This is a genomic window from Streptomyces sp. NPDC015346 (assembly GCF_043078785.1).
Taxonomy (GTDB): domain Bacteria; phylum Actinomycetota; class Actinomycetes; order Streptomycetales; family Streptomycetaceae; genus Streptomyces.
Genome location: NZ_JBIBTW010000001.1, coordinates 559,683 through 580,895 on the forward strand (window position 1 = coordinate 559,683; position 21,213 = coordinate 580,895).

19 protein-coding genes are annotated in these 21,213 nt (G+C 72.2%); 6 read left to right on the forward strand and 13 right to left on the reverse strand.

The genetic code is table 11. The features are described 5' to 3' along the window. Positions 1–440 precede the first annotated feature (440 nt). Complete coding sequence (locus tag ACF06X_RS02495) at positions 441–1,490, forward strand: ArsR/SmtB family transcription factor (RefSeq protein ID WP_392285312.1); 1,050 nt, start codon at positions 441–443, stop codon at positions 1,488–1,490. Here the strand turns inward: ACF06X_RS02495 and ACF06X_RS02500 are convergent. Both ACF06X_RS02500 and ACF06X_RS02505 read right to left on the reverse strand, forming a co-directional pair. After that, positions 1,460–2,620 carry a PhoX family protein gene (locus ACF06X_RS02500; protein ID WP_392285313.1) on the reverse strand — a complete coding sequence of 387 codons (1,161 nt, stop codon included), beginning with the start codon at positions 2,618–2,620 and terminating at the stop codon, positions 1,460–1,462. The two genes, ACF06X_RS02495 and ACF06X_RS02500, sit on opposite strands and share 31 nt — an antisense overlap. 196 nt (positions 2,621–2,816) lie before the next feature. Then, positions 2,817–3,386 carry a hypothetical protein gene (locus ACF06X_RS02505; protein ID WP_392285314.1) on the reverse strand — a complete coding sequence of 190 codons (570 nt, stop codon included), beginning with the start codon at positions 3,384–3,386 and terminating at the stop codon, positions 2,817–2,819. Positions 3,387–3,526: 140 nt separating this feature from the next. Here ACF06X_RS02505 and ACF06X_RS02510 point away from each other — a divergent pair, with 140 nt between their 5' ends. Next, positions 3,527–3,937: a VOC family protein gene (locus ACF06X_RS02510; protein ID WP_392285315.1), complete on the forward strand. Its 411-nt coding sequence runs from the start codon at positions 3,527–3,529 to the stop codon at positions 3,935–3,937. A 15-nt stretch (positions 3,938–3,952) separates the two neighbouring features. Here ACF06X_RS02510 and ACF06X_RS02515 read toward each other — a convergent pair whose 3' ends face one another. From ACF06X_RS02515 to ACF06X_RS02540, 6 genes are all read right to left on the reverse strand, one after another. Beyond that, complete coding sequence (locus ACF06X_RS02515) at positions 3,953–4,714, reverse strand: SDR family NAD(P)-dependent oxidoreductase (protein WP_392285316.1); 762 nt, start codon at positions 4,712–4,714, stop codon at positions 3,953–3,955. Between the two features lie 31 nt (positions 4,715–4,745). After that, positions 4,746–6,017 carry an MFS transporter gene (locus ACF06X_RS02520; RefSeq protein WP_392285317.1) on the reverse strand — a complete coding sequence of 424 codons (1,272 nt, stop codon included), beginning with the start codon at positions 6,015–6,017 and terminating at the stop codon, positions 4,746–4,748. 437 nt (positions 6,018–6,454) lie between these two features. Then, the gene (locus ACF06X_RS02525) at positions 6,455–7,039 is read right to left on the reverse strand and encodes a TetR/AcrR family transcriptional regulator (RefSeq protein ID WP_392285318.1); all 585 of its coding nucleotides are present in this window, start codon (positions 7,037–7,039) and stop codon (positions 6,455–6,457) included. A gap of 55 nt (positions 7,040–7,094) precedes the next feature. Beyond that, a complete protein-coding gene (nirD, locus tag ACF06X_RS02530; protein ID WP_392285319.1) occupies positions 7,095–7,421 on the reverse strand; it encodes a nitrite reductase small subunit NirD in 327 nt (108 codons plus the stop codon). Between the two features lie 4 nt (positions 7,422–7,425). Further along, positions 7,426–9,966, reverse strand: coding sequence for a nitrite reductase large subunit NirB (nirB, locus tag ACF06X_RS02535; protein WP_392285320.1), 2,541 nt, complete (start codon positions 9,964–9,966; stop codon positions 7,426–7,428). A gap of 1 nt (position 9,967) precedes the next feature. Continuing rightward, positions 9,968–11,191, reverse strand: a complete 1,224-nt coding sequence (locus tag ACF06X_RS02540; protein ID WP_392285321.1) for an NAD(P)/FAD-dependent oxidoreductase — start codon at positions 11,189–11,191, stop codon at positions 9,968–9,970. Positions 11,192–11,435: 244 nt separating this feature from the next. Between ACF06X_RS02540 and ACF06X_RS02545 the strand changes: the two genes are divergently transcribed. Beyond that, entirely contained in the window at positions 11,436–12,218 is a 783-nt protein-coding gene (locus tag ACF06X_RS02545; protein ID WP_392285322.1) for a sulfite exporter TauE/SafE family protein, read from the forward strand. Between the two features lie 13 nt (positions 12,219–12,231). Here ACF06X_RS02545 and ACF06X_RS02550 read toward each other — a convergent pair whose 3' ends face one another. The 5 genes from ACF06X_RS02550 to ACF06X_RS02570 form a co-directional block, all read right to left on the reverse strand. Continuing rightward, entirely contained in the window at positions 12,232–12,849 is a 618-nt protein-coding gene (locus ACF06X_RS02550) for a class F sortase (protein WP_392285323.1), read from the reverse strand. An 81-nt stretch (positions 12,850–12,930) separates the two neighbouring features. Then, positions 12,931–13,437 (reverse strand): hypothetical protein, encoded by a 507-nt coding sequence (locus ACF06X_RS02555; protein WP_392285324.1) that lies wholly within the window; start codon positions 13,435–13,437, stop codon positions 12,931–12,933. A gap of 267 nt (positions 13,438–13,704) precedes the next feature. Continuing rightward, positions 13,705–14,124 (reverse strand): hypothetical protein, encoded by a 420-nt coding sequence (locus tag ACF06X_RS02560; RefSeq protein WP_392285325.1) that lies wholly within the window; start codon positions 14,122–14,124, stop codon positions 13,705–13,707. Continuing rightward, entirely contained in the window at positions 14,121–15,827 is a 1,707-nt protein-coding gene (locus ACF06X_RS02565; protein ID WP_392285326.1) for a right-handed parallel beta-helix repeat-containing protein, read from the reverse strand. The genes ACF06X_RS02560 and ACF06X_RS02565 overlap by 4 nt, the downstream gene beginning before the upstream one ends. A gap of 126 nt (positions 15,828–15,953) precedes the next feature. After that, positions 15,954–16,769 carry an aminotransferase class IV gene (locus ACF06X_RS02570; protein WP_392285327.1) on the reverse strand — a complete coding sequence of 272 codons (816 nt, stop codon included), beginning with the start codon at positions 16,767–16,769 and terminating at the stop codon, positions 15,954–15,956. A 67-nt stretch (positions 16,770–16,836) separates the two neighbouring features. Here ACF06X_RS02570 and ACF06X_RS02575 point away from each other — a divergent pair, with 67 nt between their 5' ends. From ACF06X_RS02575 to ACF06X_RS02585, 3 genes are read left to right on the forward strand one after another with little or no spacing between them, the layout of a single operon-like run. After that, positions 16,837–17,493 carry an NADPH-dependent FMN reductase gene (locus ACF06X_RS02575; RefSeq protein WP_392285328.1) on the forward strand — a complete coding sequence of 219 codons (657 nt, stop codon included), beginning with the start codon at positions 16,837–16,839 and terminating at the stop codon, positions 17,491–17,493. Positions 17,494–17,505: 12 nt separating this feature from the next. Next, positions 17,506–19,245 (forward strand): ABC transporter ATP-binding protein, encoded by a 1,740-nt coding sequence (locus ACF06X_RS02580; RefSeq protein ID WP_392285329.1) that lies wholly within the window; start codon positions 17,506–17,508, stop codon positions 19,243–19,245. Continuing rightward, positions 19,242–21,203, forward strand: coding sequence for an ABC transporter ATP-binding protein (locus ACF06X_RS02585; protein ID WP_392285330.1), 1,962 nt, complete (start codon positions 19,242–19,244; stop codon positions 21,201–21,203). Before ACF06X_RS02580 ends, ACF06X_RS02585 begins: the two co-directional genes overlap by 4 nt. Positions 21,204–21,213 lie beyond the last annotated feature (10 nt).

Below are 21,213 nucleotides of genomic sequence, written 5' to 3' on the forward strand. Positions count from 1 at the left end.
TGTGCGGAGGTGTCCGCCCCGTCGTATTTCGTCCGCCCCATGATGTTGCTCAAATGTGAGTTCATGTTCAATCACGGCAGCCGGGCCGGCGCTCGAATTATTGGCCGTTGAACTTTCCGCATTGAACTTTCCACGATTCATCCAGCAAAGAACGGGACGGGCGCGGCCCCCGGATCCCCACCCGGTGACCGCGCCCATTACCCATGCCGGGCAAGTGAGCCGCAACCCTCGCCGACCGCCGCCGGACGCGCGAAGCCCCCCACGGTCTTCGCCACGTCACCTCGGTCCTGAAGGTTTCCTGCCCGACACGCACAGCTTTTCGGTTCCGCCCGGTTCCCCGCGATGCTTTTCAAGTGTGGCTGAAACACCCTGGTAACGTGCTGTGATGATGTGCATACTCATTGCGGGGGGTGGTTGCGAGTGCACAGGTGGGGAGTTCAATGCTGCGGATTCATTTCACCGCAAACGACTTGGCCGGGGTTCGGATGGCCGCCCGGCCGGACGTTCTGTGGGAAACGATTCTCAGTTTTCACCGCTTAAGGGACCGGCGCGGGTCGGTCGTCTACGGAGAATGGCGCTCCGAAGCCCGCACACGGCTCAACGGTGAGACCCGGCTGCTGGCCGCCCTGGTCCCCAGCCGCGGCTATTTCCCGGACTTCCTGACCCCCGCCGAGGGGCTCCAGGGCCTCGACGACGGCCTTGAGGCGGTCCGCGCGACCCCGCTGGCCCGGCTCCGCAGGGAACTGGCCCTGCTGGGCGCCGCCCGGCCCGGCGGCCGGACCGTGCCCCACTCGCTGCGCGCGCTCGCCGAGGGCGGTGCAGAACCGTTCAGCCGGCTCCTCGGCGCCCTGCGCAGCTACCACCGGGCCGCGATCGAGCCGTACTGGCCCCACATCCGGGCCAGGGTCGAGGCCGAGCGGGCGCTGCGCGGCCGGGCGCTGCTCGACGGCGGTGCGGACGAACTCCTCGCCTCCCTGCCGCCGATGCTGCGCTGGCGCGCCCCCGTCCTGGAGGCCGACTATCCCGTCGACCGCGACCTCCACCTGGACGGCAGGGGGCTGCTGCTCCAGCCCTCGTACTTCTGCCGGGGCGCCCCGGTCGTCCTGCGCGACCCCACGCTGCCGCCGGTCCTCGTCTACCCGACCACCCACTGCGAGGCGCCGACCGTCCACGAGCCGGGCGGGTCCTCGCTCGCCAAGCTGGTCGGCAACACCCGCTCGGCGGTCCTGCACGCCATCGGCGACGGCGGCACCACCAGCGAACTGGCCCGCAGGGCCGGGGTGTCGCTCGCCTCGGCCAGCCAGCACGCGGGGGTCCTGCGCGAGGCGGGACTCGTCGCCACGCTGCGGCACGGCAACGCGGTCCTGCACACACTGACGCCCTTGGGCGCCGCCCTGCTCGGCGGCGCCCAAGGGGTCGCGGGGGTCGCGGGGCCCGCGCGGGCCCCGAGGGAGCGTCTCTACGCGCGGAACGGACCCGTCACCTCGTAGGTGATGCCGCCCGAGGAGCTGCCGGTCGTGCCCCGCTGGCTGGAGAAGTACAGCCGGCGGCCGTCGGGGGAGAAGGCCGGTCCGCAGATCTCCGAGCTGGACTGGCCGGTGATCCGCAGGAACGGCGCGACGACGTCGTCCGGCGTGATGACGCAGATCTCCATGTTGCCGCCGTCCTCGGCGACGAACAGGTCGCCGGAGGACGAGCCGGTGACGTTGTCGACACCCGTCAGCGGGGCGGTGCCGCTCGTCACGAGCGAGTCGTCGTAGGCCAGTTCGTAGGTGTTGTCGAGGAGGTTGAGCTGCCAGAGGCGGTTGTCGCCCTTGGTGGTGAACCAGACGGTGTCGTTGGCGTAGTGGCAGCCCTCGCCGCCGCTGAACCGCTTGGCGCCCGAGACCTGGTCGCGGGTGTACGTCGGGGAGCCGTCCGGGTCCGGCACGGTGGCCCAGGTGAAGGAGCCGGAGGTGGCGGTGCCGGCCTTCAGGACCTGGAGCGTGCCGGAGGAGAGGTTGCCCCAGGTGGTGGGGATGAACCGGTAGAGGCAGCCGTTGGACTCGTCCTCGGTCAGGTAGATCACCTTGCGGACGGGGTCGGCGGCGGCGGCCTCGTGCTTGAACTTGCCCATGGCGTCACGGCGGACGGCCGCGTTCACGCCGTACGGGTCGGTCTCGTAGACGTAACCGAGGCTGACCTCCTCGCAGGAGAGCCAGGTGTTCCACGGGGTCTTGCCGCCCGCGCAGTTGGTGCGGGTGTTGGAGAGGATGCGGTACGCGCCGGTGATGGCGCCCGTCGAGCTGAACTTCACCGCGCTCGCGCCGCCGCCGGGGTTGATCTCCGAGTTGGAGACGTAGATCCAACCGGTGCCGTCGGCGAAGCAGGCGCCGCCGTCGGGGGCGTTGTGCCAGGTGTACGAGGTGCTGCCGACCTTCTGGCCGGACCGGGCGATGACCCGGCTGCTGAATCCGCTCGGCAGCAGGATGCCGTTGGCGTCGGCCGCGCCGAGGGCCCCGTAGGGGCCGGCGCCGGGCTGGGCGGGCGCCGCGTAGGCGGCCCCGCGCATCAGGGTGCCGCCGAAGGCGGCGGCCGACGTACCGATGACAGCTCCGCGCAGGAAACTGCGTCGCTCCACGTCTCACTCCAGAGGGGGGTGGTGACCGCCCCGCCGCACCGGTCGGCGGCGGGGTCGCGCGCTTCCGGAACCTAGAAGTACGGAGTTGACTGTGCAGCAACAGCCGATGAAGGGGAAGCGTCGTTCCGAATGTCACTGGGGTTCGACCTGTCACCGGGGGTCGATCCGCCCCTGGGGTTCGATCGCGCGGGGACCTTCAGCCGTCGGCCTCCAGCAGCGTCTTGAGGGCGGTGAGCCGCTCGCGCCAGAACTCCTTGTACGCCGCGACCGCGTCCGCGTCCGGGAGTCTGGTGTGGCCGAGGCCGACCTGGGTCCTGCCCGCGTCCTTCGGTGTCAGATAGACCGCGATCCGGCTCGTCCCGCCGTCCCAGTCCGCCGTCAGCGACTTCCCCGGCCGGTGGGCGCGTACCTCCAGCTCTCCCTCCGGGAGCCAGCGGCGGCGCAGCTCCTCGTCGGTGAAGGCGGCCGTGCAGCGGTCGGCCGGGGCGTTCACCGTCTTGCTCGCGCTCACCTGCCAGTCCCCGGCGGAGGACTGGCCGACCTGGCGCATGCCGCGCTCCTGCTCGTAGCCGACGGTGATCGACTGGGCGTGCCAGCCGCTGACGCCCTCGGCCTCGACCAGGTGCCGGGCGATCTCGGTGTGGCCGCGGTCCGTCGCACCCCACGCGTCGAGCAGGGCGAACCAGTCGGCCCAGCCCTTGCCGGTCGCGTCGGCGAGCGCCTCGTCCGAGAGCTTCTCGATGATCCTCTTGCCTGCGGAGCTCATGGTTCGACGCTAGCTTCGAAAAAAGGTTCCGGCGCGGCGATGAGTTTCCGGGCCGCCTCCCGTCTTAACTCTCGTAAGCGCCGATACGGCTGGTACCGCTGGTACGGCTGGTACGCACGAGATGGAAGAGAGAGACCACCATGACCCAGATGATCTTCGTGAACCTGCCCGTGAAGGACCTCGAGACCTCGAAGACCTTCTGGAGCAAGCTCGGCTACTCCTTCAACCCGCAGTTCTCCGACGACACCGCCGCGTGTCTGGTCATCAGCGACACGATCTTCGCGATGCTGCTGACCGAGGCGAAGTTCAAGGAGTTCACCAAGCCGGGCAAGGAGATCGCCGACGCGACGAAGACGACCGAGGTGCTGATCGCGCTGAGCGCCGAGAGCCGCGAGAAGGTCGACGAGCTGGCGGACGGGGCCCTCGCCGCCGGTGGTTCGGCGGCGAAGGAGCCCCTGGACTACGGCACCATGTACGGCCGCTCCTTCACGGACCCGGACGGCCACCACTGGGAGGTCATGTGGATGGACCCCTCCGCCGTCCAGGGCTGAGCCCCCGATGACCGGTCAGGCCGAGACGCCGCCGTCGATCACCAGGTCCGTACCGACGGCCGAGGCGGCGTCGTCCGAGGCGAGGTAGAGCACGGCCGCCGCGATCTCGGCGGCCGCCGAGATCCGGCCGAGCGGCGACTGCTCCTTCATCCGCACCTCCCGCTCGGCCTCGGTCTCGCCGGGCAGCAGCGACATCGTCGAGTCCGAGGCGCCGGGGCTGACCGCGTTGATCCGGACGCCGTCGGCGATGTGGTCCCGCGCGGCGGCCCGGGTGATCGCGGAGACGGCGGCCTTGGAGACCTGGTAGCCGAAGACGCCGGGGATGCGGACGTGCGGCCCGAGGTTGGACGAGATGTTGACGATCGCGCCGCCGCCGTGCGCCCGCATGTGGGCGATCTCGGCCTGCAGGGAGTGCAGGACGCCCGTGACGTTGATGTCCAGGAGCGTCTGCCAGTCCTCCAGCGGGAAGTCGGCCGCCGCGTGGCCGCCACGGAACACCCCGGCGTTGTTCACGGCGACGTCGAGGCCGCCGAAGAGCTCGACCGCGCGCCGGACGAGCCGCCGGGTGTCCTCCGCGCGGGACACATCGGCGACCACGGCGGCGGCGGTGCCGCCGGCGGCCTCGATCAGGGACACCGTCTCGTCGAGGGCGGCGGCGCCGCGGCCCGAGACGACCACCCGCCCGCCCTCGGCGGCGAAGGCGAGCGCGATGGCCCGGCCGAGACCGCTTCCGGCGCCGGTGACGAGGACGGTCTTGTGCGTGAAGCGTGCGGACATGAGGTGCCAACTTCCTTGAGAGACGGTTCGGTTACTTGACGCGGGTGGTGAGCACGGCCAGGGCGGCGAAGCCGACGGCCGTCGCGGCCAGCGACGAGGCGTCGCCGCCGAGCGTGAGGAGGGCGGCGAAGAGGACCGTGGGTCCCAGCTCCATCGCCGTGTTGAGGACGCCGCCCGCGAGCCCCGAGCGGTGCGGCGGTACGCCGTCGGTGGCCAGGACCGCGGCCCCCGCGAAGGAGACGGCGGCGCCGGCCGGCAGCAGGAGCAGGCCGGGCAGCAGACCGGCGGCGTACGGTACGGAAGGGTCGAGACCGGTCACCGCGAGGAGGGCCAGTCCGGCGGCGCCCGTGGCGAGTCCGGCCGCGGTGACGCGCCCGGCGCCGTACCGCCCGATCAGCGGTCCCGCCGCGCGCCCGGCCGTCAGCAGCGAGACGGCGAACGGGACGAAGGCGGCCGAGGTGAGCAGGGCCGAGTAGCCGCGCTCCTGCTGGAGGGCGAGCGAGAGCAGGACGAAGACGGTGGCCGTCCCGGCGGCGGTCAGCGCGACCGCGGCGAGGCCGGTGCTCCGGCGGCGCTCGCGCAGGAAGTCCGGCGGCAGCAGCGGGTCCCCGGTGCGCTGTTCGACGGCCACGAAGGCGGCGAGGAGACCGAGCCCGGCCAGCAGCGGTACGAGGACCGGGGCGGAGCCCCACGGGTGGGCGTCGGTGAGGACGAGACCGTAACTGGCCAGTGTGACACCGGCGGTGGCGAGCAGCGCGCCGGGCACGTCGAGCCGGCGGCCGGGCCTCGGCGGGGTGGCGGGGAGCAGGCGCGGCGCGAGCAGGAGGGCGACGACGGCGACGGCCGTCGGGACGGCGAAGGTCCAACGCCAGGAGAGCAGGGCGGAGATGACGCCGGAGAGCAGGTTCCCCGCGGTCGCGCCGAGGACGGAGAGGCCGCCCCAGGTCGCCATCGCCCTGCCGTAGGCGGCCGGTTCGGGGAAGACGGCGCGCAGCACCGCCATGGCGGCGGGCGCGACGAGCGCCGCGCCGAAGCCCTGTGCGAAGCGGGCGGCGAGCAGCGTCTCGTACCCGCCGGCGAACGGCGCGAGGACGGAGGCGGCACCGAAGAGCAGGAGACCGGCGGTGAGCGTCCGGCGCCCGCCGTAGCGGTCGGCGAGCCGACCGCCGAAGAGGAGCAGCCCGGCGAAGGTCAGCCCGTAGGCGGCGCTGAGCAGGATGACGTCCGCCCGGCCGAGGCCGAACTCGGCGCCGATGCGGGGGAGGGGGACGGCGAGCGAGGCGAGCGTGAAGATGAGCGTCATCTGTACGGTCCCCAGCAGCGCGAAGCCCTGGCGGGCGGCGGCCGCGGGAAGGGACCCCGGGCGTCCCGGCCCTCCGGCGCCGTCGGCGCCGAGGGAGGGCCCACCCCCCGGGCCGGCCTCGGTCCCCCGCCCGGGTCCGAGCCCCGGCCCGGGCCCGGTCCCGAGCCCGCGCCGGGGCCCGTCACCAGGCCCGCCTCCCGGCCCGGTCCCGGGCCCGGGCCCGAGCCCGTCATCAGGCCCGCCCCCCGGCCCCGTTCCGGACCCGCTCCGGGCCTCGGGTCCGTTCCCGGGTCGGGCATCCGGTCCCGCGTACGTACCGCGTCGTCTGCTCGACATCGTCGCCCCCCATTCTTGACCGTACGTTCCAATATGCGGGCCGAAAGAAAGGGCGCCGCATGGCGCCCCTTGCTTTCAGCCGCGACCCCTCGGTCCAGCTCTCAGTCCAGCAGGGTCAGTGCCTGCTCCGCCGCGTCGCGGACCCTGGTCGGGTCGCTCGACGCCTTGCCGACCACGCGGATCCCCTGCAGCAGCACGAGCAGCATCCGTGCCAGCGCCCGCGGATCGCGGTCCGCCGGCAGCTCCCCCTGGGCGCGCGCCCGCGCGAGGGCCGAGTGGAGCAGGGTCTCGACCTGCTCCCAGCTCAGGTCCACCCGCCGCGCGACCGCGTCGTCGTGCGGGCCCAGCTCGGCCGCCGTGTTCGTGATGAAACACCCGGCCAGCCGGACTTCGTCCGACGCCGCCTCGGCGGCGAACCGGCGCACCACGGCCCGTACGGCCGCCAAGGCGCTGTCCGGTTCGGAGAGTTCCGCGGTCAGGACGGGGCCGTTCGCACCGCTGTAGCGGTCCATCGCCTTCATGTACAGCTCGTGCTTGTTGCCGAAGGTGGCGTAGATGCTGGCGCGGCCGATCCCGAGGTGCTCGACGAGGTCCGACATCGTCGTCGCCTCGTAGCCGCGCCTCCAGAACAGCTCGAGCGCTGCCTGCAGTGCGGCGTCCGGATCGAATTCCTTGGTCCTGGCCACGCCCCGACCTTATGGCTATCTGGAACGTACGGTCAAGAACATTCGCTCACACTGCTCACACGGTCCGTACCGGGAACACCGCCACCGAGACCTCCTCGTCGTCCAGGCACTTGCCCGTCTCCAGGTCGAAGCGCTGCTTCAGTAGCGGCGAGGCCACGAACGGCCGCCCGCCCGCCGAGCCGAGCAGACCCCGGGACAGCACCTGCGCCCCGGTGAAGGGATCCCGGTTCTCGATCGCGTACGCGCGCCCCGACCGGTCCTTGAACAGCGCCGCCTGCCGGCCGTCCGGCAGCAGCGCCGCCACGCCCCGGCCCGGTGACAGCCGGGACTCCTCGCAGATCGTCATCCAGGCGTCGGGCGACGGAGACAGTTCGAGTTTCATGGCTTCAGACCCTTTCCAGGCGGGTTCCGATGGTGAGGACCGTCAGGTCCGGCTTGATCTGGTCGCGCTCGGGCACGAACTTCACCGACGGGTCCGGCGCGTCCGGCGCGTTCACGAACGACACGAAACGGCGCAGTCGGTCGGGGTCGTCCAAGGTCTGCGCCCACTCGTCCTGGTAGTCGTCGACGTGCGCCGCCATCAGCGCCTCCAGCTCGTCGCAGAGCCCCAGCGAGTCGTGCACGACCACGTCCTTGAGGTGCTCAAGGCCGCCCTCCAGGCGCTCCAGCCAGGTCGAGGTGCGCTCCAGGCGGTCGGCCGTACGGATGTAGAACATCAGGAACCGGTCGATCAGCCGCACCAGTTCGGCGTCCGACAGGTCCTGGGCCAGCAGGTCGGCGTGGCGCGGGGTCGCGCCGCCGTTGCCGCCGACGTACAGGTTCCAGCCGCTGGCCGTCGCGATGACGCCGAAGTCCTTCGACTGCGCCTCCGCGCACTCCCGCGCGCAGCCGGAGACGGCCGACTTGAGCTTGTGCGGGGAGCGCAGGCCCCGGTAGCGCAGCTCCAGCTGGATCGCCATCTTCACCGAGTCCTGGACGCCGTAGCGGCACCAGGTCTGTCCCACGCAGGACTTCACGGTGCGCAGCGACTTCCCGTACGCGTGCCCCGACTCGAAGCCCGCGTCGACGAGCCGCGTCCAGATCGCCGGCAGCTGCTCGACCCGGGCGCCGAACATGTCGATCCGCTGGCCACCGGTGATCTTGGTGTAGAGCCCGAAGTCGCGGGCCACCTCGCCGATCACGATCAGCTTCTCCGGGGTGATCTCACCGCCCGGGATGCGCGGGACGACCGAGTACGAGCCGTTGCGCTGGAGGTTGGCGAGATGGTGGTCGTTGGTGTCCTGCAGCGCGGCCTGCTCGCCGTCCAGGATGTACCCGCCCACTCCGATCGTCGGCGCGAGGCTGGCCAGGATCGAGCCGACCGTCGGCTTGCACACCTCGCAGCCGTCGCCGCCGCGCGCCTCCGGCCGCCCGTGCGAGTCGATCAGCTCGGCGAAGGAGGTCAGCCGCAGAGTGCGGGTGATCTCGTAGAGCTCGCTGCGGGTGTACGAGAAGCAGCCGCAGAGCCCTTTGTCGGTGGCCGCCGGCAGCAGCTGGCCGATCACCTTCAGGCAGCTGCCGCAGCCCGTACCCGCCTTGGTGCACTTCTTCACCTCGGGCAGCGTCGCGCACTGGCTGATCGCGTGCTTGGTGACGTTGTGGCAGGAGCAGATCACCGCGTCGTCGGGCAGCGAGGACGGGCCCAGCGCGACCGGCGCGCCCGCGCCCGCCGGCAGCACCAGCTGCTCGGGGGAGACCGGCGGCACGGAGCCGGTGAGCGGCCGCAGCATGCCGTACGAGTCGGCGTCGCCGACCAGCACACCGCCGAGCAGCACGCCGTCGCGGTCGACCACGAGCTTCTTGTAGACACCGGAGCGGGAGTCCGAGTAGACGACGTCGAGGCAGCCCTCGGCCGTGCCGTGTGCGTCGCCGAAGGAGGCCACGTCTACGCCGAGCAGCTTCAGCTTGGTCGACATGTCGGCACCGGTGAAGCCGTCCACGGCCTCGTCGGCGATCGTCGCCGCCGCCGTCTGCGCCATCTCGTAGCCGGGCGCCACCAGGCCGTACACCCGGCCGTCCGAGGCCAGCGCGCACTCGCCGATGGCGTAGACGGCGGGGTCGGAGGTACGGCACTGCTCGTCGACCGCGATGCCGCCGCGCTCGCCGACGGTCAGACCGCAGTCGCGCGCCAGCTGGTCCCGGGGCCGTACACCGGCGGAGAACACCACCATGTCGACGGGGAGTTCGGAGCCGTCCGAGAGGCGCATGCCGGTCACCGCGCCGTCCTCGGTGAGGACCTCCTGCGTGCCCGTACCGGTGTGGACGCTCAGCCCCATCTGCTCGATCGTGCGCAGCAGCGCCGCGCCACCGCCCTCGTCGACCTGCACGGGCATCAGCCGCGGCGCGAACTCCACGACGTGCGTCCGCAGGCCGAGGCCCTTGAGCGCGCCGGCCGCCTCCAGGCCCAGCAGACCGCCGCCGACGACCGCGCCGGTCGTCGCGGTCTTCGCGTACTCCTCGATCGCCAGCAGGTCCTCGATGGTCCGGTAGACGAAACAGCCGCGGGCGTCCTTGCCGGGGACCGGCGGCACGAAGGGGTACGAGCCGGTGGCCAGGACCAGCGTGTCGTACGGGAAGACCTGCCCGGAGCGGGCGGTGACCGTGCGGGCCTCGCGGTCGATCGTCTCGGCCGGGTCACCGACGTACAGCTCGATGCCGTGCTTCGCCATGAAGCCGTCCTCGACCATCGACAGGTCGTCGGGGGTGCGGCCGGAGAAGTAGGAGGTCAGCTGGACACGGTCGTAGGCGGGGCGGGGCTCCTCGCAGAGCACCACGACGCGCGCCCGCTCGGTGACGCCGCGGTCCGCGAGCGCCTCCAGGAAGCGCTGGCCGACCATTCCGTGGCCGACCAGGACGACGGTGGGGGTGTGCGTGGGCGTGGTCGACATCTCAGGAGCCTCCGTCATGGGTGAGCAGGTGAAGCAGGGGAGCGTGCGGGAGGGCCTCGTCGCCCTCCCAGGCCCGGGCGAGCGCCCCGACCGCGGCGAGATCGCCGAGCAGCACGCCGCCGACCAGCCGGTCGCCGCGGACGACGACCTTGCGGTAGGCGCGGCGGGTGGCGTCGGTCAGCTGGACGACGTCGTCGCCCGGCTGGGCGGTCGCGTCGCCGAAGGAGGCGAGATCGAGCGAGACGGGCCCACCGAGAGTGAGCCGCGTGAGCGCCCGGGTCCCGGTGTAGGCCCTGTCGTCGGCCGCGGCGTCGGTTTTCGGGGCGTACGCCGAGGCGGCGCCGGTCAGGACCGTCGCCAGGGCGTCGGCCTGTTCCAGGGCCGGCCCCGCGAGCCCGTACACCTGGCCGTCGTGCTCGGCGCAGTCGCCGATGGCGTGGATGTACGGATCGGAGGTCCGCAGCTCGTCGTCGACGACGATCCCCTTGCGGACGTCGAGACCGGCGTCCCGGGCGAGGCCGACGCGCGGCCGGACCCCGCAGGCCAGGACCACGACCTGGGCGTCGAGCACGAAACCGTCCGCCAGCTCGACGGCCGTCACCACCCCGTCCTCCTGGCGCAGCCCGCTGACCCGGCACTCGGTGTGGACCTCGACGCCGAGGGACTCCACGTGCTCACGGAGCAGCGCCGAGGCCTGTGCGTCGAGCTGCCGCTCCATGAGGCGCTCGCCCTGCTGGGTCAGCACCACCTCGGCGCCGAGTTCGGCCAGCGCGCGGGCCGCGGAGACCCCGAGCAGCCCGCCGCCGATGACGACCGCGCGGACCCCGGGCCGGACCAGCGCCCGCAGCTCCAGGCAGTCGTCGAGGGTACGGAACGGGTGGACGCCGGCCGGCAGCCGCGAACCGCGCAGTCCGCGCAGCGGCGGCAGCACCGGGTTGGAGCCGGTCGCCAGAACCAGACGGTCGTAGCCGACCGCCGTGCCGTCCTCGCACTCCACGATCCGGGCGGCGCGGTCGATGCGCACCGCCCGCACACCGCGCCGCACCGGCTCCTGGGGAGCCGGCAGCGCGATCACCTCGGGCGCGTACCGCCCGGCGAGGACGTCCGCGAGCAGCACCCTGTTGTACGGTGCGTGCGGCTCTTCGCCGAGGAGGGTGACGGGCAGGCGCTGGGCGAGCCGGACGCCCGCCGTCCCGCCTCCGACCACCACGATCCGTGTACTCATGTCTCGAAGAGTGCGCTGCGGGTGTTACCCGACGGCATCCCGTCTGTTTCCCGTACGGAACGCTGACCTCAGATCCGGCTCGCAGGCACTGTGAGGCCCGCGGTCCTCGTATACCGCGTATACCGCCGCCACCCCGAGCTCAGACGTCACGCCAGACGTCGCGCTCGGACGGGAAGCTCAGACGTAGCTCAAGACTCCGGGGATCGATGGACGCCGCAAGCGTCGCCTCCCTAGGCTCGCGATCATGCCCGACATATCCCTGACCACGATCCTCCTGCTCTGCGCCGCCGCGCTCGTCGCGGGCTGGATCGACGCCGTGGTCGGCGGGGGAGGGCTGCTCCTGCTGCCCGCGCTGCTGCTCGGCCTCCCGCAGGTGCCGGCCGCCCAGATCCTCGGCACCAACAAGGCCGTCGCGATCGTCGGGACGTCCGGCGCCGCCGTCACCTATGTGCGCAAGGCGCCCGTGCACGTGAAGACGGCGGTACGGATCGGGCTCGCGGCCCTCGCCGGATCCATGGGCGGTGCCTTCTTCGCCGCCGGGATCAGCAGCGACGTCCTGCGGCCCGTGATCATGGTCGTGCTGCTCGGCGTGGCCGCGTTCGTCATGCTGCGCCCCTCCTTCGGCACCCGGGCGGAGGCGGACCGTGCCCCGGCGACCCGGGCCCGTGTCGTCGCCGCGATCGTGCTGGTCGGCGGGGGGATCGGCTTCTACGACGGTCTCTTCGGGCCGGGCACCGGGACCTTCCTGGTCCTCGCCCTGACCGCCGTACTCCACCTCGACCTGGTGACGGCCTCCGCCACCGCCAAGATCGTCAACGTCTGCACCAACGCGGGCGCGCTCGCGATGTTCGCCTACCAGGGCAGCGTGCTCTGGCAGCTGGCGGTGGTCATGGCGGTGTTCAACCTGGCCGGCGGGATGATCGGGGCGCGGATGGCGCTGAGCAGGGGCGCCGAGTTCGTCCGCGGGGTGCTGCTGTTCGTGGTCTTCTCGCTGGTCGCCAAGCTCGCCTTCGACCAGTGGAGCTGACCGGCCGCCTCGGTCAGCGCACGCCGATGAGGTGGCCGAAGGCGACGACGTTGCCCCGGTAGCCGGTCTTCTCGGAGAACCCGCCGCCGCAGGTGATCACCCGCAGCTCGGCCCGGTCCGCCTCTCCGTACACCTTCTCGTCGGGGAACCGCTCGTTGTCGTAGACCTCGACGGCGTCGACGGTGAACACGGCGGTACGGCCGTCCTGGCGGTCCACCTCGATCCGGTGGCCCTTCTTGAGCGCGCCGAGCGCGTAGAAGACGGCGGGGCCCTGGGCGTTGTCCACATGGCCGGCGACGATGGCGGTGCCCTTGGCGCCGGGCGTCGTGCCGTCCTTGTACCAGCCCGCGATGTTGCGGTTGCCCGGCGGCGGCACGTCGAGCGCGTCGTTCCGGCCGAGGCCGAGCCGCATCATCGGCGTGTCGACGTCGATCGCGGGGATGCGCAGCCGGACCGGGGCCGAGGGCGGCAGCGGGTCGGCCGCGGCCTCGGTGTGCGCGTTCGGCCCGGCGGCGAAGGCCTGCGCGGCGGACGGAACCGGCGGCGTCACGTTCTCCGAGCCGTTCTGGACGAGCCAGAGGCCGACGCACGCGGCGGCGGCTATGCCCCAGCCCTTGCCTCTGCTGCTCACGGTCCTCCTTCTCATGCTCATGGCCCTGCCCCCGCCGGGCCTTGTGCGGGCGCGCGGCGGGGGCAGGACGTGCGGTACCCCTCAGCGGCCCTGCGCGCCGCTCGCCCGGCGACGCAGGAGCCAGGTACCGCCGACGGCAGCCGCGGCCAGCACCGCCGCGCCCGCCGTGACCTGGGCGGTGTCGGGGCCGACGCTGCCCCCGACACCGGTCTGGACATGGCCGCTCGGGCCCTTGTGCTTGACGACCAGGTCGCCACGAGCGGTCTTGCCGTTGTCGCAGGCGACGCTGATGCCGTAGGTGCCGGGCCTGGCGTGCTGCGGGACGGTGAACTGGCCGACCACGACCTCCTTGTGCGTGCTCGGGTTCAGCCGGAACTCGCCCGCGCCGAGGGACTGGGCGTCGCCGACGCCGTGGCCGCGCGAACCGCAGGCCAGTGTGTTGACGGTGACGGTGGTGCCCGGCGTCGCGGTGGACGGATAGACCTCCAGCGCCTCGGAGTTCCCGGCGTGGGCCGCCGACGCGCCGAAGGCGCCGATCGAGACGACCGCCAGCGCGGTACCGGTGAGCAGGCGGGCAGTGGTGCGCATGGGGATCCTCCGAGGCGGCGCGCGAGCGGTCTTCCTAGGACCGAGGTAATGGCCGGAGCGCGCCCGGCGCCTGCTGATGGAGGGTCAGAATTACGCCGTACGGTGCGGTGTGTCGCCTTGCGTCATCCCTGTTTACGCAGGTCAGGCGGGGTTGCCTGGGAGTGGCGGGCATTCCGTGCCGAACGGGTGAAGCCCGGCGCGCCGCCCGCCCGGCGGCGGCCCGGCCCCTGGGGTGCCCGTCGCCCCACGCCCGTCACACCATGCCCGTCACACCGCGCCCGTCAGGCCCTCGATCGCCCGCAGGGCCCACTCCTGCGCCCCCACCGTCGTACCGGCCGCCACGCCCGTCGCGACCGGGGCCAGCGCTCCCCTGAGCATGGCGAGCGCGCGGCGGAGCCTGCCCTCCTCCGGGGGATCCGGCCGGCTGATCGTCGCCAGGACCTCCGCCGCCGCGGCCTCGGCGTCCTCGCGGTCCCGGTCGGCGAGGCCGGCCTCCGGCAACTGACGCAGCAGCTCGGCGACCCGCTCGGCGAGCGCCTCGTAGCCCGGTGCGACCGAGCTGTTGATCTGCTGGTTCTGGGTGACCGTCTCGTTGTTCCAGGCGAACTGGGAATGGGAGACACCGGCGTTGAACACCGGGCCGTCGTAGTTGTTCACGTTCCGCGGATCGTTCTCGTTCTCGTTCATGTGGGTGAACCGTCCCCTTCGGACTGCTGCTGGACGACGTTGTCGTTGTTCCACGCCAGTTGCACATGGTGGACCGACTCGTTGAAGACCGGGCCGTTGAAGATGTTGATGATCGTCGGTGGCAGTTCGGTCCGTTTCGTGTTCTGCCGGACGACCGGCAGGGATGTGCGCAGCGAGACCAGGTCGACGAGCCCGTTGTCCCGGACGGCCACCCCCTCCGTACCGCTCACGACGCAGTCCACCAGGCGGCCGCCGCACGTGTCGTCGAAGCCGGCGCCCGCGGACGCGCACTCGGCGAACTCGCTGTCCGCCACATCCACGTAGGCGGAGTCCCTGCCGTACAGACCCAACGCGCCCGAGCCCGTCACGGTGAGGTTGCGCGCGACGAGCCGCGCGCTGCCGAAGGCGAGGGCCCCACCGCTGCTCACCGCCGTGACGTGGCTGTCGCGCACGAGCAGCTGGGCTTCCTCGCCGACGCCGAAGCCCACCACCCCGCGCCGTGCCGTCACGTCCTTGAGCGTGACCCGCGCCTGGCCGACGACGGTCACCGCGGTCAGGTCGAAGTCCTGGAACTCCACGCCGGTGAGCTCGGCCGTGGTGCCTCCGTTGCCCCGCACCTCCAGGCCCGCCGGGCAGCGGTCCACCCGGACGCGCTCGAACACGGCCCGGGACTCGTCGTAGACCCGCAGCGCGGTGCCCGTCAGGCCCTCGATCCCGATCCCGGTGAAGCGGCCCCTGGCGCCGTCCGTGACGGCGATCCCCACGTTGCCTCCGGAGACGTGGACGCCGTGGACCTCCGGTGCGCCGCCCTTGGTGGAGAAGACCGAGACGTTGCCCGCGCCGACGACCCGGCAGTCCTCGAACCGGCCCCTGGCAGAGGTCTGGACGTTGATGCCGGTGTCGTGGCAGTCGGTGAGGACGCAGCCGCGCACCACCGGGTCGGCGCCGGTCGCCGCGCCGATCCCGTGGCGCGCGTCGGTGACGCGCGTGTCGGTCACCGAGCCCCGGGACTGCTCGATGAACATGATCCCCTCCGCCTGCACGGCGGTGATCACGCAGCCGGTCACCGTCAGCTCCGCCCGGGCGTCCGCCATGACGGCCGCGCTGCCGGTGCCGGTCAGCTCGCAGCCGGTGACCTCGGCGCGGGCGTCGCTGACGCGCACACCGTGGATCCGGCTGCCCTCGATCCGGCTGTCCTGGACCGAGACGTGGGCGCCCTCGATCGCGGCGATCGCGTTGTCGGCGGCGTCGGTGAACCGGCACCGCTCGACGAGTCCGGCGGAGCCGGAGAAGAGCGTCCGGCCGTGCAGGACCACGCTGTCCCGCAGGGTGACGGAGGTGTTCGGCCGCGCGTGCACGGCGACCGCGCCCGGTGCCCGGATCTCCGTGTGTTCGAGCGTGAGCGTCCCGGCGTGGCAGCCGACGACGTCGGCGTCGCGGCCGGTCAGCACGAGGCCGTGGACGCGGACGGACCCCAAGGCGTCCAGTACGGCACCGCGCGGCCGGCCCACCACCACGGAGCCGGGGCCTTGGGCCGCCACCAGCTGGACCTCGCCCCGGACGGTGAGCGTCTCCTCGTAACGGCCGGGCGCGATCTCGATCAGCGCGGCCCGGCCCCGTGCGGCGGCGGCGCGGAGGGCGGACGAGATGTCGGGGTGGGCGCGACGGCCGCCGTGCGGAGAGACGACGTACTTCGCGACCATTCCGGGCACCCCCATGCCGCTCGTCAGGAGCCGCCGATGCTACCGGAGCGGCCGAACGGCGGCGCCCGCCCGGCGAGTTGCCGGCCGTTCGGCCGTTCGTGCCGTTCGTCCGTTCGTTCTCAGGGGCTAGAGCGCTTCCCAGGGCGCCGAGTCCCGCGCCGCGTACACCCGGTCCATCAGCTTCTCGTCCACATCGAACGCCACCCTGTCGATCCCGGCCACCGGCGAGGTCCCCCGGGAGTTCGCCACGAAGGCCGCCCGGAACCCCGGCAGGTCCGCCAGCGTGACCCGGCGTCGCGTCGACTCCAGGCGGGACTCGAGGAGGGCCATCGTGACGCCGTGCAGACAGGGGGCCGACGGCCAGATCAGCGAAGTGCCGTCCCAGAAGGCGATGTTCGTGACGGCGCCCTCGGCGATCTCGCCGTCGGGGGAGGTCAGCAGAGCCTCGTCGAAGCCCTCGCGCCGGACCGCCTCCCCGAAGTAGGTCTGACCGAAGCCGCCCAGGTGCTTGATGTGGGCGGCGGGCCGCCAGTAGGGCACGGACTTCAGCCGCTGCGGGACCGGGACGTGCGTGTACGGCTCCCGCAGGGTCACCGCGATCCGGGTCGACCGGATCGGCCGGGTCGACCGGGCCGTCCCGCTCGTCCCGGCGCCGCCCGTGACGTCCGGGTAGACGTACACCCGCGCCGCCGCGTCCCGTCGGCCCGCCGACTCCAGGGCGCCCCGCAGCAGGGCCCGGACGTGCTCCCCGTCGAGGCCTTCGCCGAACAGCTCCCGATTGGCGCGGTCGAGGCGGGCGAGGTGCAGGCCGAGGCCCTGCACCCGGCCGTCGCGGACCTGGGCGGCGGTGAAGTGTCCGTAGCCGGTCATGAGGCTCTCCAGCAGGGCCGGGTCGGCCGCCGGGGAGCCGTCGATCTCGATGTACGCGGGAGGTGTCGTCATGCCTTCACCGTAAGCCGGAAGATCGGCGCTTGACCTCAACCATGGTTGAGGTAGAACGATCTCCGGCATGGACACCACGAACTCCATGAACTCCACGGCTTCCGCGAACTCCCCAGACTCCACGGCCTCCACGGCCTCCACGGCCTCCACGCCGCTCAAGCTCGCCGTCGTCGTCGCCAGCAACCGCGAAGGCCGCTTCGGCCCCGTCATCGCCGACTGGTTCCTCGGCCGGACCGCCGAGCGCGACGACTTCACCGTCGACGTGGTCGACCTCGCCGAGATCGACCTCCCCACCTCCCTCTCGTACCGGCCCTCCGCCGCCGTCCGCGCCGAACTCGCCAAGGTCACCCCGGTCCTCGCCGCCGCCGACGCCTTCGTTGTCCTCACCCCCGAGTACAACCACTCCTTCCCCGCCGCCCTCAAGTCCCTCATCGACTGGCACTACACCGAGTGGCAGGCCAAGCCCGTCGGCTTCGTCTCGTACGGGGGGATGTCCGGCGGACTGCGCGCCGTCGAGCAACTGCGCCAGGTCTACGCCGAGATGCACGCCGTCACCGTCCGCGACACCGTCTCCTTCCACAACGCGCACGGCCACTTCGACGAGAACGGACGGCACAAGGACCCCACCGGCCCCGACGCCGCCGCCAAGACGATGCTCGACCAGATCGCCTGGTGGGCACGGACCCTCCGCGACGCCAAGTCCACCCGCCCGTACGCGGCTTGAGGGGAGCGGACCATGCTCCTCGGACTCGTCGCCGGACGGCTGCGGCCCTACCGGCGGACCCTGGCCCTTGTCGTCGCCCTCCAGCTCGTCCAGTCCCTCGCCTCCCTCGCCCTGCCCACCCTCAACGCCGACGTCATCGACAACGGCGTTCTGCGCGGCGACACCGCCCTCGTGCTGACCGGCGGCGGTCTGATGATCGCCGTCACCCTCCTCCAGGCCGCGGCGGCCGCGGCCGCCGTCTACTTCGGCGCCAAGATCGCCATGGGCGTCGCCCGTGACCTGCGCTCCGCCGTCTTCCGCCGCGTCCAGGACTTCTCCGCCCGCGAGATGAGCCGCTTCGGCACCGCCTCCCTGATCACCCGCACCACCAACGACGTCCAGCAGGTCCAGACGTTCGCCGTCCTGATCCTGACGATGCTCGTCGCCGCGCCCCTCATGTGCGTGGGCGGCATCGTCATGGCCCTCGACCAGGACGTTCCCCTCGCCCTGCTCCTGACGCTCTTCGTCCCGCTGATGGCCGGGGCCGTCGGCGCGGTCGTTCTGCGCATGCGCCCGCTCTTCCGCGGCATGCAGGAGCGCGTCGACCGGGTCAACCGGGTGATGCGGGAGCAGATCACCGGCGTCCGGGTCGTCCGCGCCTTCGTCCGCGACCGCCACGAGCAGCGGCGGTTCGCCGCCGCCAACGACGAACTGCGCACGGTCGGCCTGCGGGTCGGCCGGCTCCAGGCCGTGATGTTCCCGATCGTGCTGGTCGTCTGGGAGCTGGCGACCGTCGGCATCATCTGGTTCGGCGCCCACCGGATCGAGTCCGGCGCCCTCCAGGCCGGTTCGCTGATCGCGTTCCTCGGCTACCTGCTGCAGATCATGATGTCGGTGATGATGGTTCTCTTCCTGATGATGCACATGCCGCGGGCCGAGGTCGGCGCCGAACGCATCCGGGAAATCCTCGACACCGAGCCCACCGTCGCCCCGCCCACCGCCCCGGTCCGCCGGCTGCGCGCGGCCGAGGCGGGACGGCTCGACATCCGGGGCGCCGACTTCAGCTACCCCGGCGCCGAGGAACCGGTCCTGCGCGCGGTGAGCCTCAGCGCCCGCCCCGGCCGCACCACGGCCGTCATCGGCTCCACCGGCAGCGGCAAGACCACCCTGCTCGGTCTCGTCCCCAGGCTCTTCGACGCCACCGGCGGCGAGGTGCTCGTGGGCGGTGTCGACGTCCGCGCCATGGACCCGGCGCTGCTCGCCCGTACCGTCGGACTCGTTCCGCAGAAGCCGTACCTCTTCTCCGGCACGGTGGCGAGCAATCTGCGGTACGGAAAGCCCGACGCGACCGACGACGAGCTGTGGCACGCCCTTGAGGTCGCCCAGGCCGCCGACTTCGTACGGAAGCTCCCGGAGGGTCTGGACGCGCCGGTCGCGCAGGGCGGCGGCAACCTCTCCGGCGGACAGCGCCAGCGCCTCGCCATCGCGCGGGTCCTCGTCGCCCGCCCCCGGGTCTACCTCTTCGACGACTCCTTCTCCGCCCTCGACTACCGGACGGACGCGGTCCTGAGAGCGGCGCTGAAGGAGGAGACGGCCGACGCGGCCGTCGTGATCGTCGCTCAGCGCGTCTCCACCATCCGCGACGCGGACCGGATCGTCGTCCTCGACCAGGGCCGGGCCGTCGGCAGCGGAACGCACGAGGAACTCATGCGGGACAACGCCACCTACCGGGAGATCGTCCTCTCCCAGCTCACCGAGGAGGAAGCCGCATGAGCACGACCACGACAGCCACGACGACGACCACGACGGCCACGACGGCCACGACGGCCACGACGACCACGGCGAAGGCGCCCGCGAGCTCCCCGCCCCCGCCCACCGGCACCGGGACCGGCACCCGCACCGCGCCCGAGCGCCGTGGCCCCGCCGCCCCCCAGCGCGGCCCCGGCCTCGCCACGCCCTCCCTCGAACGCTCCCTGAACTTCCGCTCCTCCGGCCTGCGCCTGCTGCGCACCCTGGCCCCCGAGCGCCCCCGGCTCATCGGCGTCCTCGCCGCCGCGGCCGCAGGCGTCTCGCTCGCCGTCCTCAGCCCCCTCGTCCTCGGCCGCGCCACCGACCTCGTCATCACCGGCGCCGCGAGCCCGGCCGGTGTCGACTTCGCGGCGGTCGGCCGGGCCCTGACCCTCGCGCTCGCACTGGTCGTCGGCTCCGCCGCGCTCAACTGGCTGCAGCAGCGGCTCGCGACGACCGTCGTCCAGCGGACCGGCCACCGGCTGCGCCGCGAGGCCCAGCACAAGCTGGCGCGGCTTCCCCTGTCGTACACCGACAGGCAGCCGCGCGGCGAGATCCTCAGCCGCACCACCAACGACATCGACAACATCACCCAGACCCTCCAACAGGCCTTCAGCCAGATGGTCAGAGCGCTGCTCACGCTCGTGGGCGTGCTGGTGATGATGTTCTGGGTGTCGCCGCTGCTGGCCCTGGTCGCGCTCGCGACCGTGCCGGTGTCGGTGCTCGTCGCGGCCCGGATCGGCAAGCGGGCCCAGCCGCAGTTCGTGCGGCAGTGGGCCGTCACCGGCCGGCTGAACAGCCACGTCGAGGAGATGATCAGCGGCCATGCCGAGGTCGTCGCCTTCGGGCGCCGCGGGGAGGCGGTGGCGCGCTTCGACGAGCTGGGCGAGGAGCTGTACGCGGCGAGCTTCCGCGCCCAGTTCATGTCCGGCTTCATCCAGCCGGCCCTCACCCTCGTCGGCAACGTCAACTACGTCCTGATCGCGGTCGTCGGCGGGCTGCGGGTGGCCTCGGGCACGCTGTCGATCGGCGACGTGCAGGCGTTCATCCAGTACTCGTACGAGTTCAACGGCCCGATCACCCAGGTCGCGGCCATGGCCAACCTGCTGCAGTCCGGGGTCGCCTCCGCCGAGCGGGTCTTCGACCTCCTCGACGCCGAGGAGGAGTCACCGGCGCCCGCCGAGCCCCGGCGCCCGGCGGAGCACGGCACCGGCCGCGTGTCCTTCGAGAAGGTGGCGTTCCGGTACGAGGCGGAGAAGCCGTTGATCGAGGATCTGTCGCTGACGGTGGAGCCCGGACAGACGGTCGCGATCGTCGGACCGACCGGCGCCGGAAAGACGACCCTGGTCAACCTCCTCATGCGGTTCTACGAAGTCACCGGCGGCCGGATCTCCCTCGACGGCGTCGACGTCGCCAAGATGTCACGCGAGGACCTGCGCTCCGGAATCGGCATGGTCCTCCAGGACACCTGGCTCTTCGGCGGAACCATCGCCGAGAACATCGCCTACGGAGCCGGCGGAGAAGTCACCCGCGAGCAGATCGAGGAAGCCGCCAAGGCCGCCCACGCCGACCGGTTCATCCGCACCCTGCCCGACGGCTACGACACCGTCCTCGACGACGAAGGCTCCGGCGTCAGCGCCGGCGAGAAACAGCTCATCACCATCGCCCGCGCCTTCCTCTCCGACCCCGTCATCCTCGTCCTCGACGAAGCCACCAGCTCCGTCGACACCCGCACCGAAGTCCTCATCCAGAAAGCCATGGCCCGCCTCTCCCACGGCCGCACCTCCTTCGTCATCGCCCACCGCCTCTCCACCATCCGCGACGCCGACGTCATCCTCGTCATGGAGAACGGCCGAATCGTCGAACAAGGCACCCACGACGAACTGCTCGCGGCGGACAGCGCCTACGCCCGGCTGTACGAGGCCCAGTTCGCGCAGGCGTGAGTACGGTGGG

Excerpts from the sequence above, each read along its gene's own strand:
- ACF06X_RS02495 (WP_392285312.1), top strand. The coding sequence starts at position 441 with ATGCTGCGGATTCATTTCACCGCAAACGACTTGGCCGGGGTTCGGATG.
- ACF06X_RS02555 (WP_392285324.1), bottom strand. The coding sequence starts at position 13,437 with ATGCGCACCACTGCCCGCCTGCTCACCGGTACCGCGCTGGCGGTCGTC.
- ACF06X_RS02505 (WP_392285314.1), bottom strand. The coding sequence starts at position 3,386 with ATGAGCTCCGCAGGCAAGAGGATCATCGAGAAGCTCTCGGACGAGGCG.
- nirD (WP_392285319.1), bottom strand. The coding sequence starts at position 7,421 with ATGAAACTCGAACTGTCTCCGTCGCCCGACGCCTGGATGACGATCTGC.
- nirB (WP_392285320.1), bottom strand. The coding sequence starts at position 9,966 with ATGTCGACCACGCCCACGCACACCCCCACCGTCGTCCTGGTCGGCCAC.
- ACF06X_RS02580 (WP_392285329.1), top strand. The coding sequence starts at position 17,506 with ATGCTCCTCGGACTCGTCGCCGGACGGCTGCGGCCCTACCGGCGGACC.
- ACF06X_RS02510 (WP_392285315.1), top strand. The coding sequence starts at position 3,527 with ATGACCCAGATGATCTTCGTGAACCTGCCCGTGAAGGACCTCGAGACC.
- ACF06X_RS02585 (WP_392285330.1), top strand. The coding sequence starts at position 19,242 with ATGAGCACGACCACGACAGCCACGACGACGACCACGACGGCCACGACG.
- ACF06X_RS02575 (WP_392285328.1), top strand. The coding sequence starts at position 16,837 with ATGGACACCACGAACTCCATGAACTCCACGGCTTCCGCGAACTCCCCA.
- ACF06X_RS02560 (WP_392285325.1), bottom strand. The coding sequence starts at position 14,124 with ATGAACGAGAACGAGAACGATCCGCGGAACGTGAACAACTACGACGGC.
- ACF06X_RS02570 (WP_392285327.1), bottom strand. The coding sequence starts at position 16,769 with ATGACGACACCTCCCGCGTACATCGAGATCGACGGCTCCCCGGCGGCC.
- ACF06X_RS02545 (WP_392285322.1), top strand. The coding sequence starts at position 11,436 with ATGCCCGACATATCCCTGACCACGATCCTCCTGCTCTGCGCCGCCGCG.
- ACF06X_RS02540 (WP_392285321.1), bottom strand. The coding sequence starts at position 11,191 with ATGAGTACACGGATCGTGGTGGTCGGAGGCGGGACGGCGGGCGTCCGG.
- ACF06X_RS02520 (WP_392285317.1), bottom strand. The coding sequence starts at position 6,017 with ATGACGCTCATCTTCACGCTCGCCTCGCTCGCCGTCCCCCTCCCCCGC.
- ACF06X_RS02515 (WP_392285316.1), bottom strand. The coding sequence starts at position 4,714 with ATGTCCGCACGCTTCACGCACAAGACCGTCCTCGTCACCGGCGCCGGA.
- ACF06X_RS02565 (WP_392285326.1), bottom strand. The coding sequence starts at position 15,827 with ATGGTCGCGAAGTACGTCGTCTCTCCGCACGGCGGCCGTCGCGCCCAC.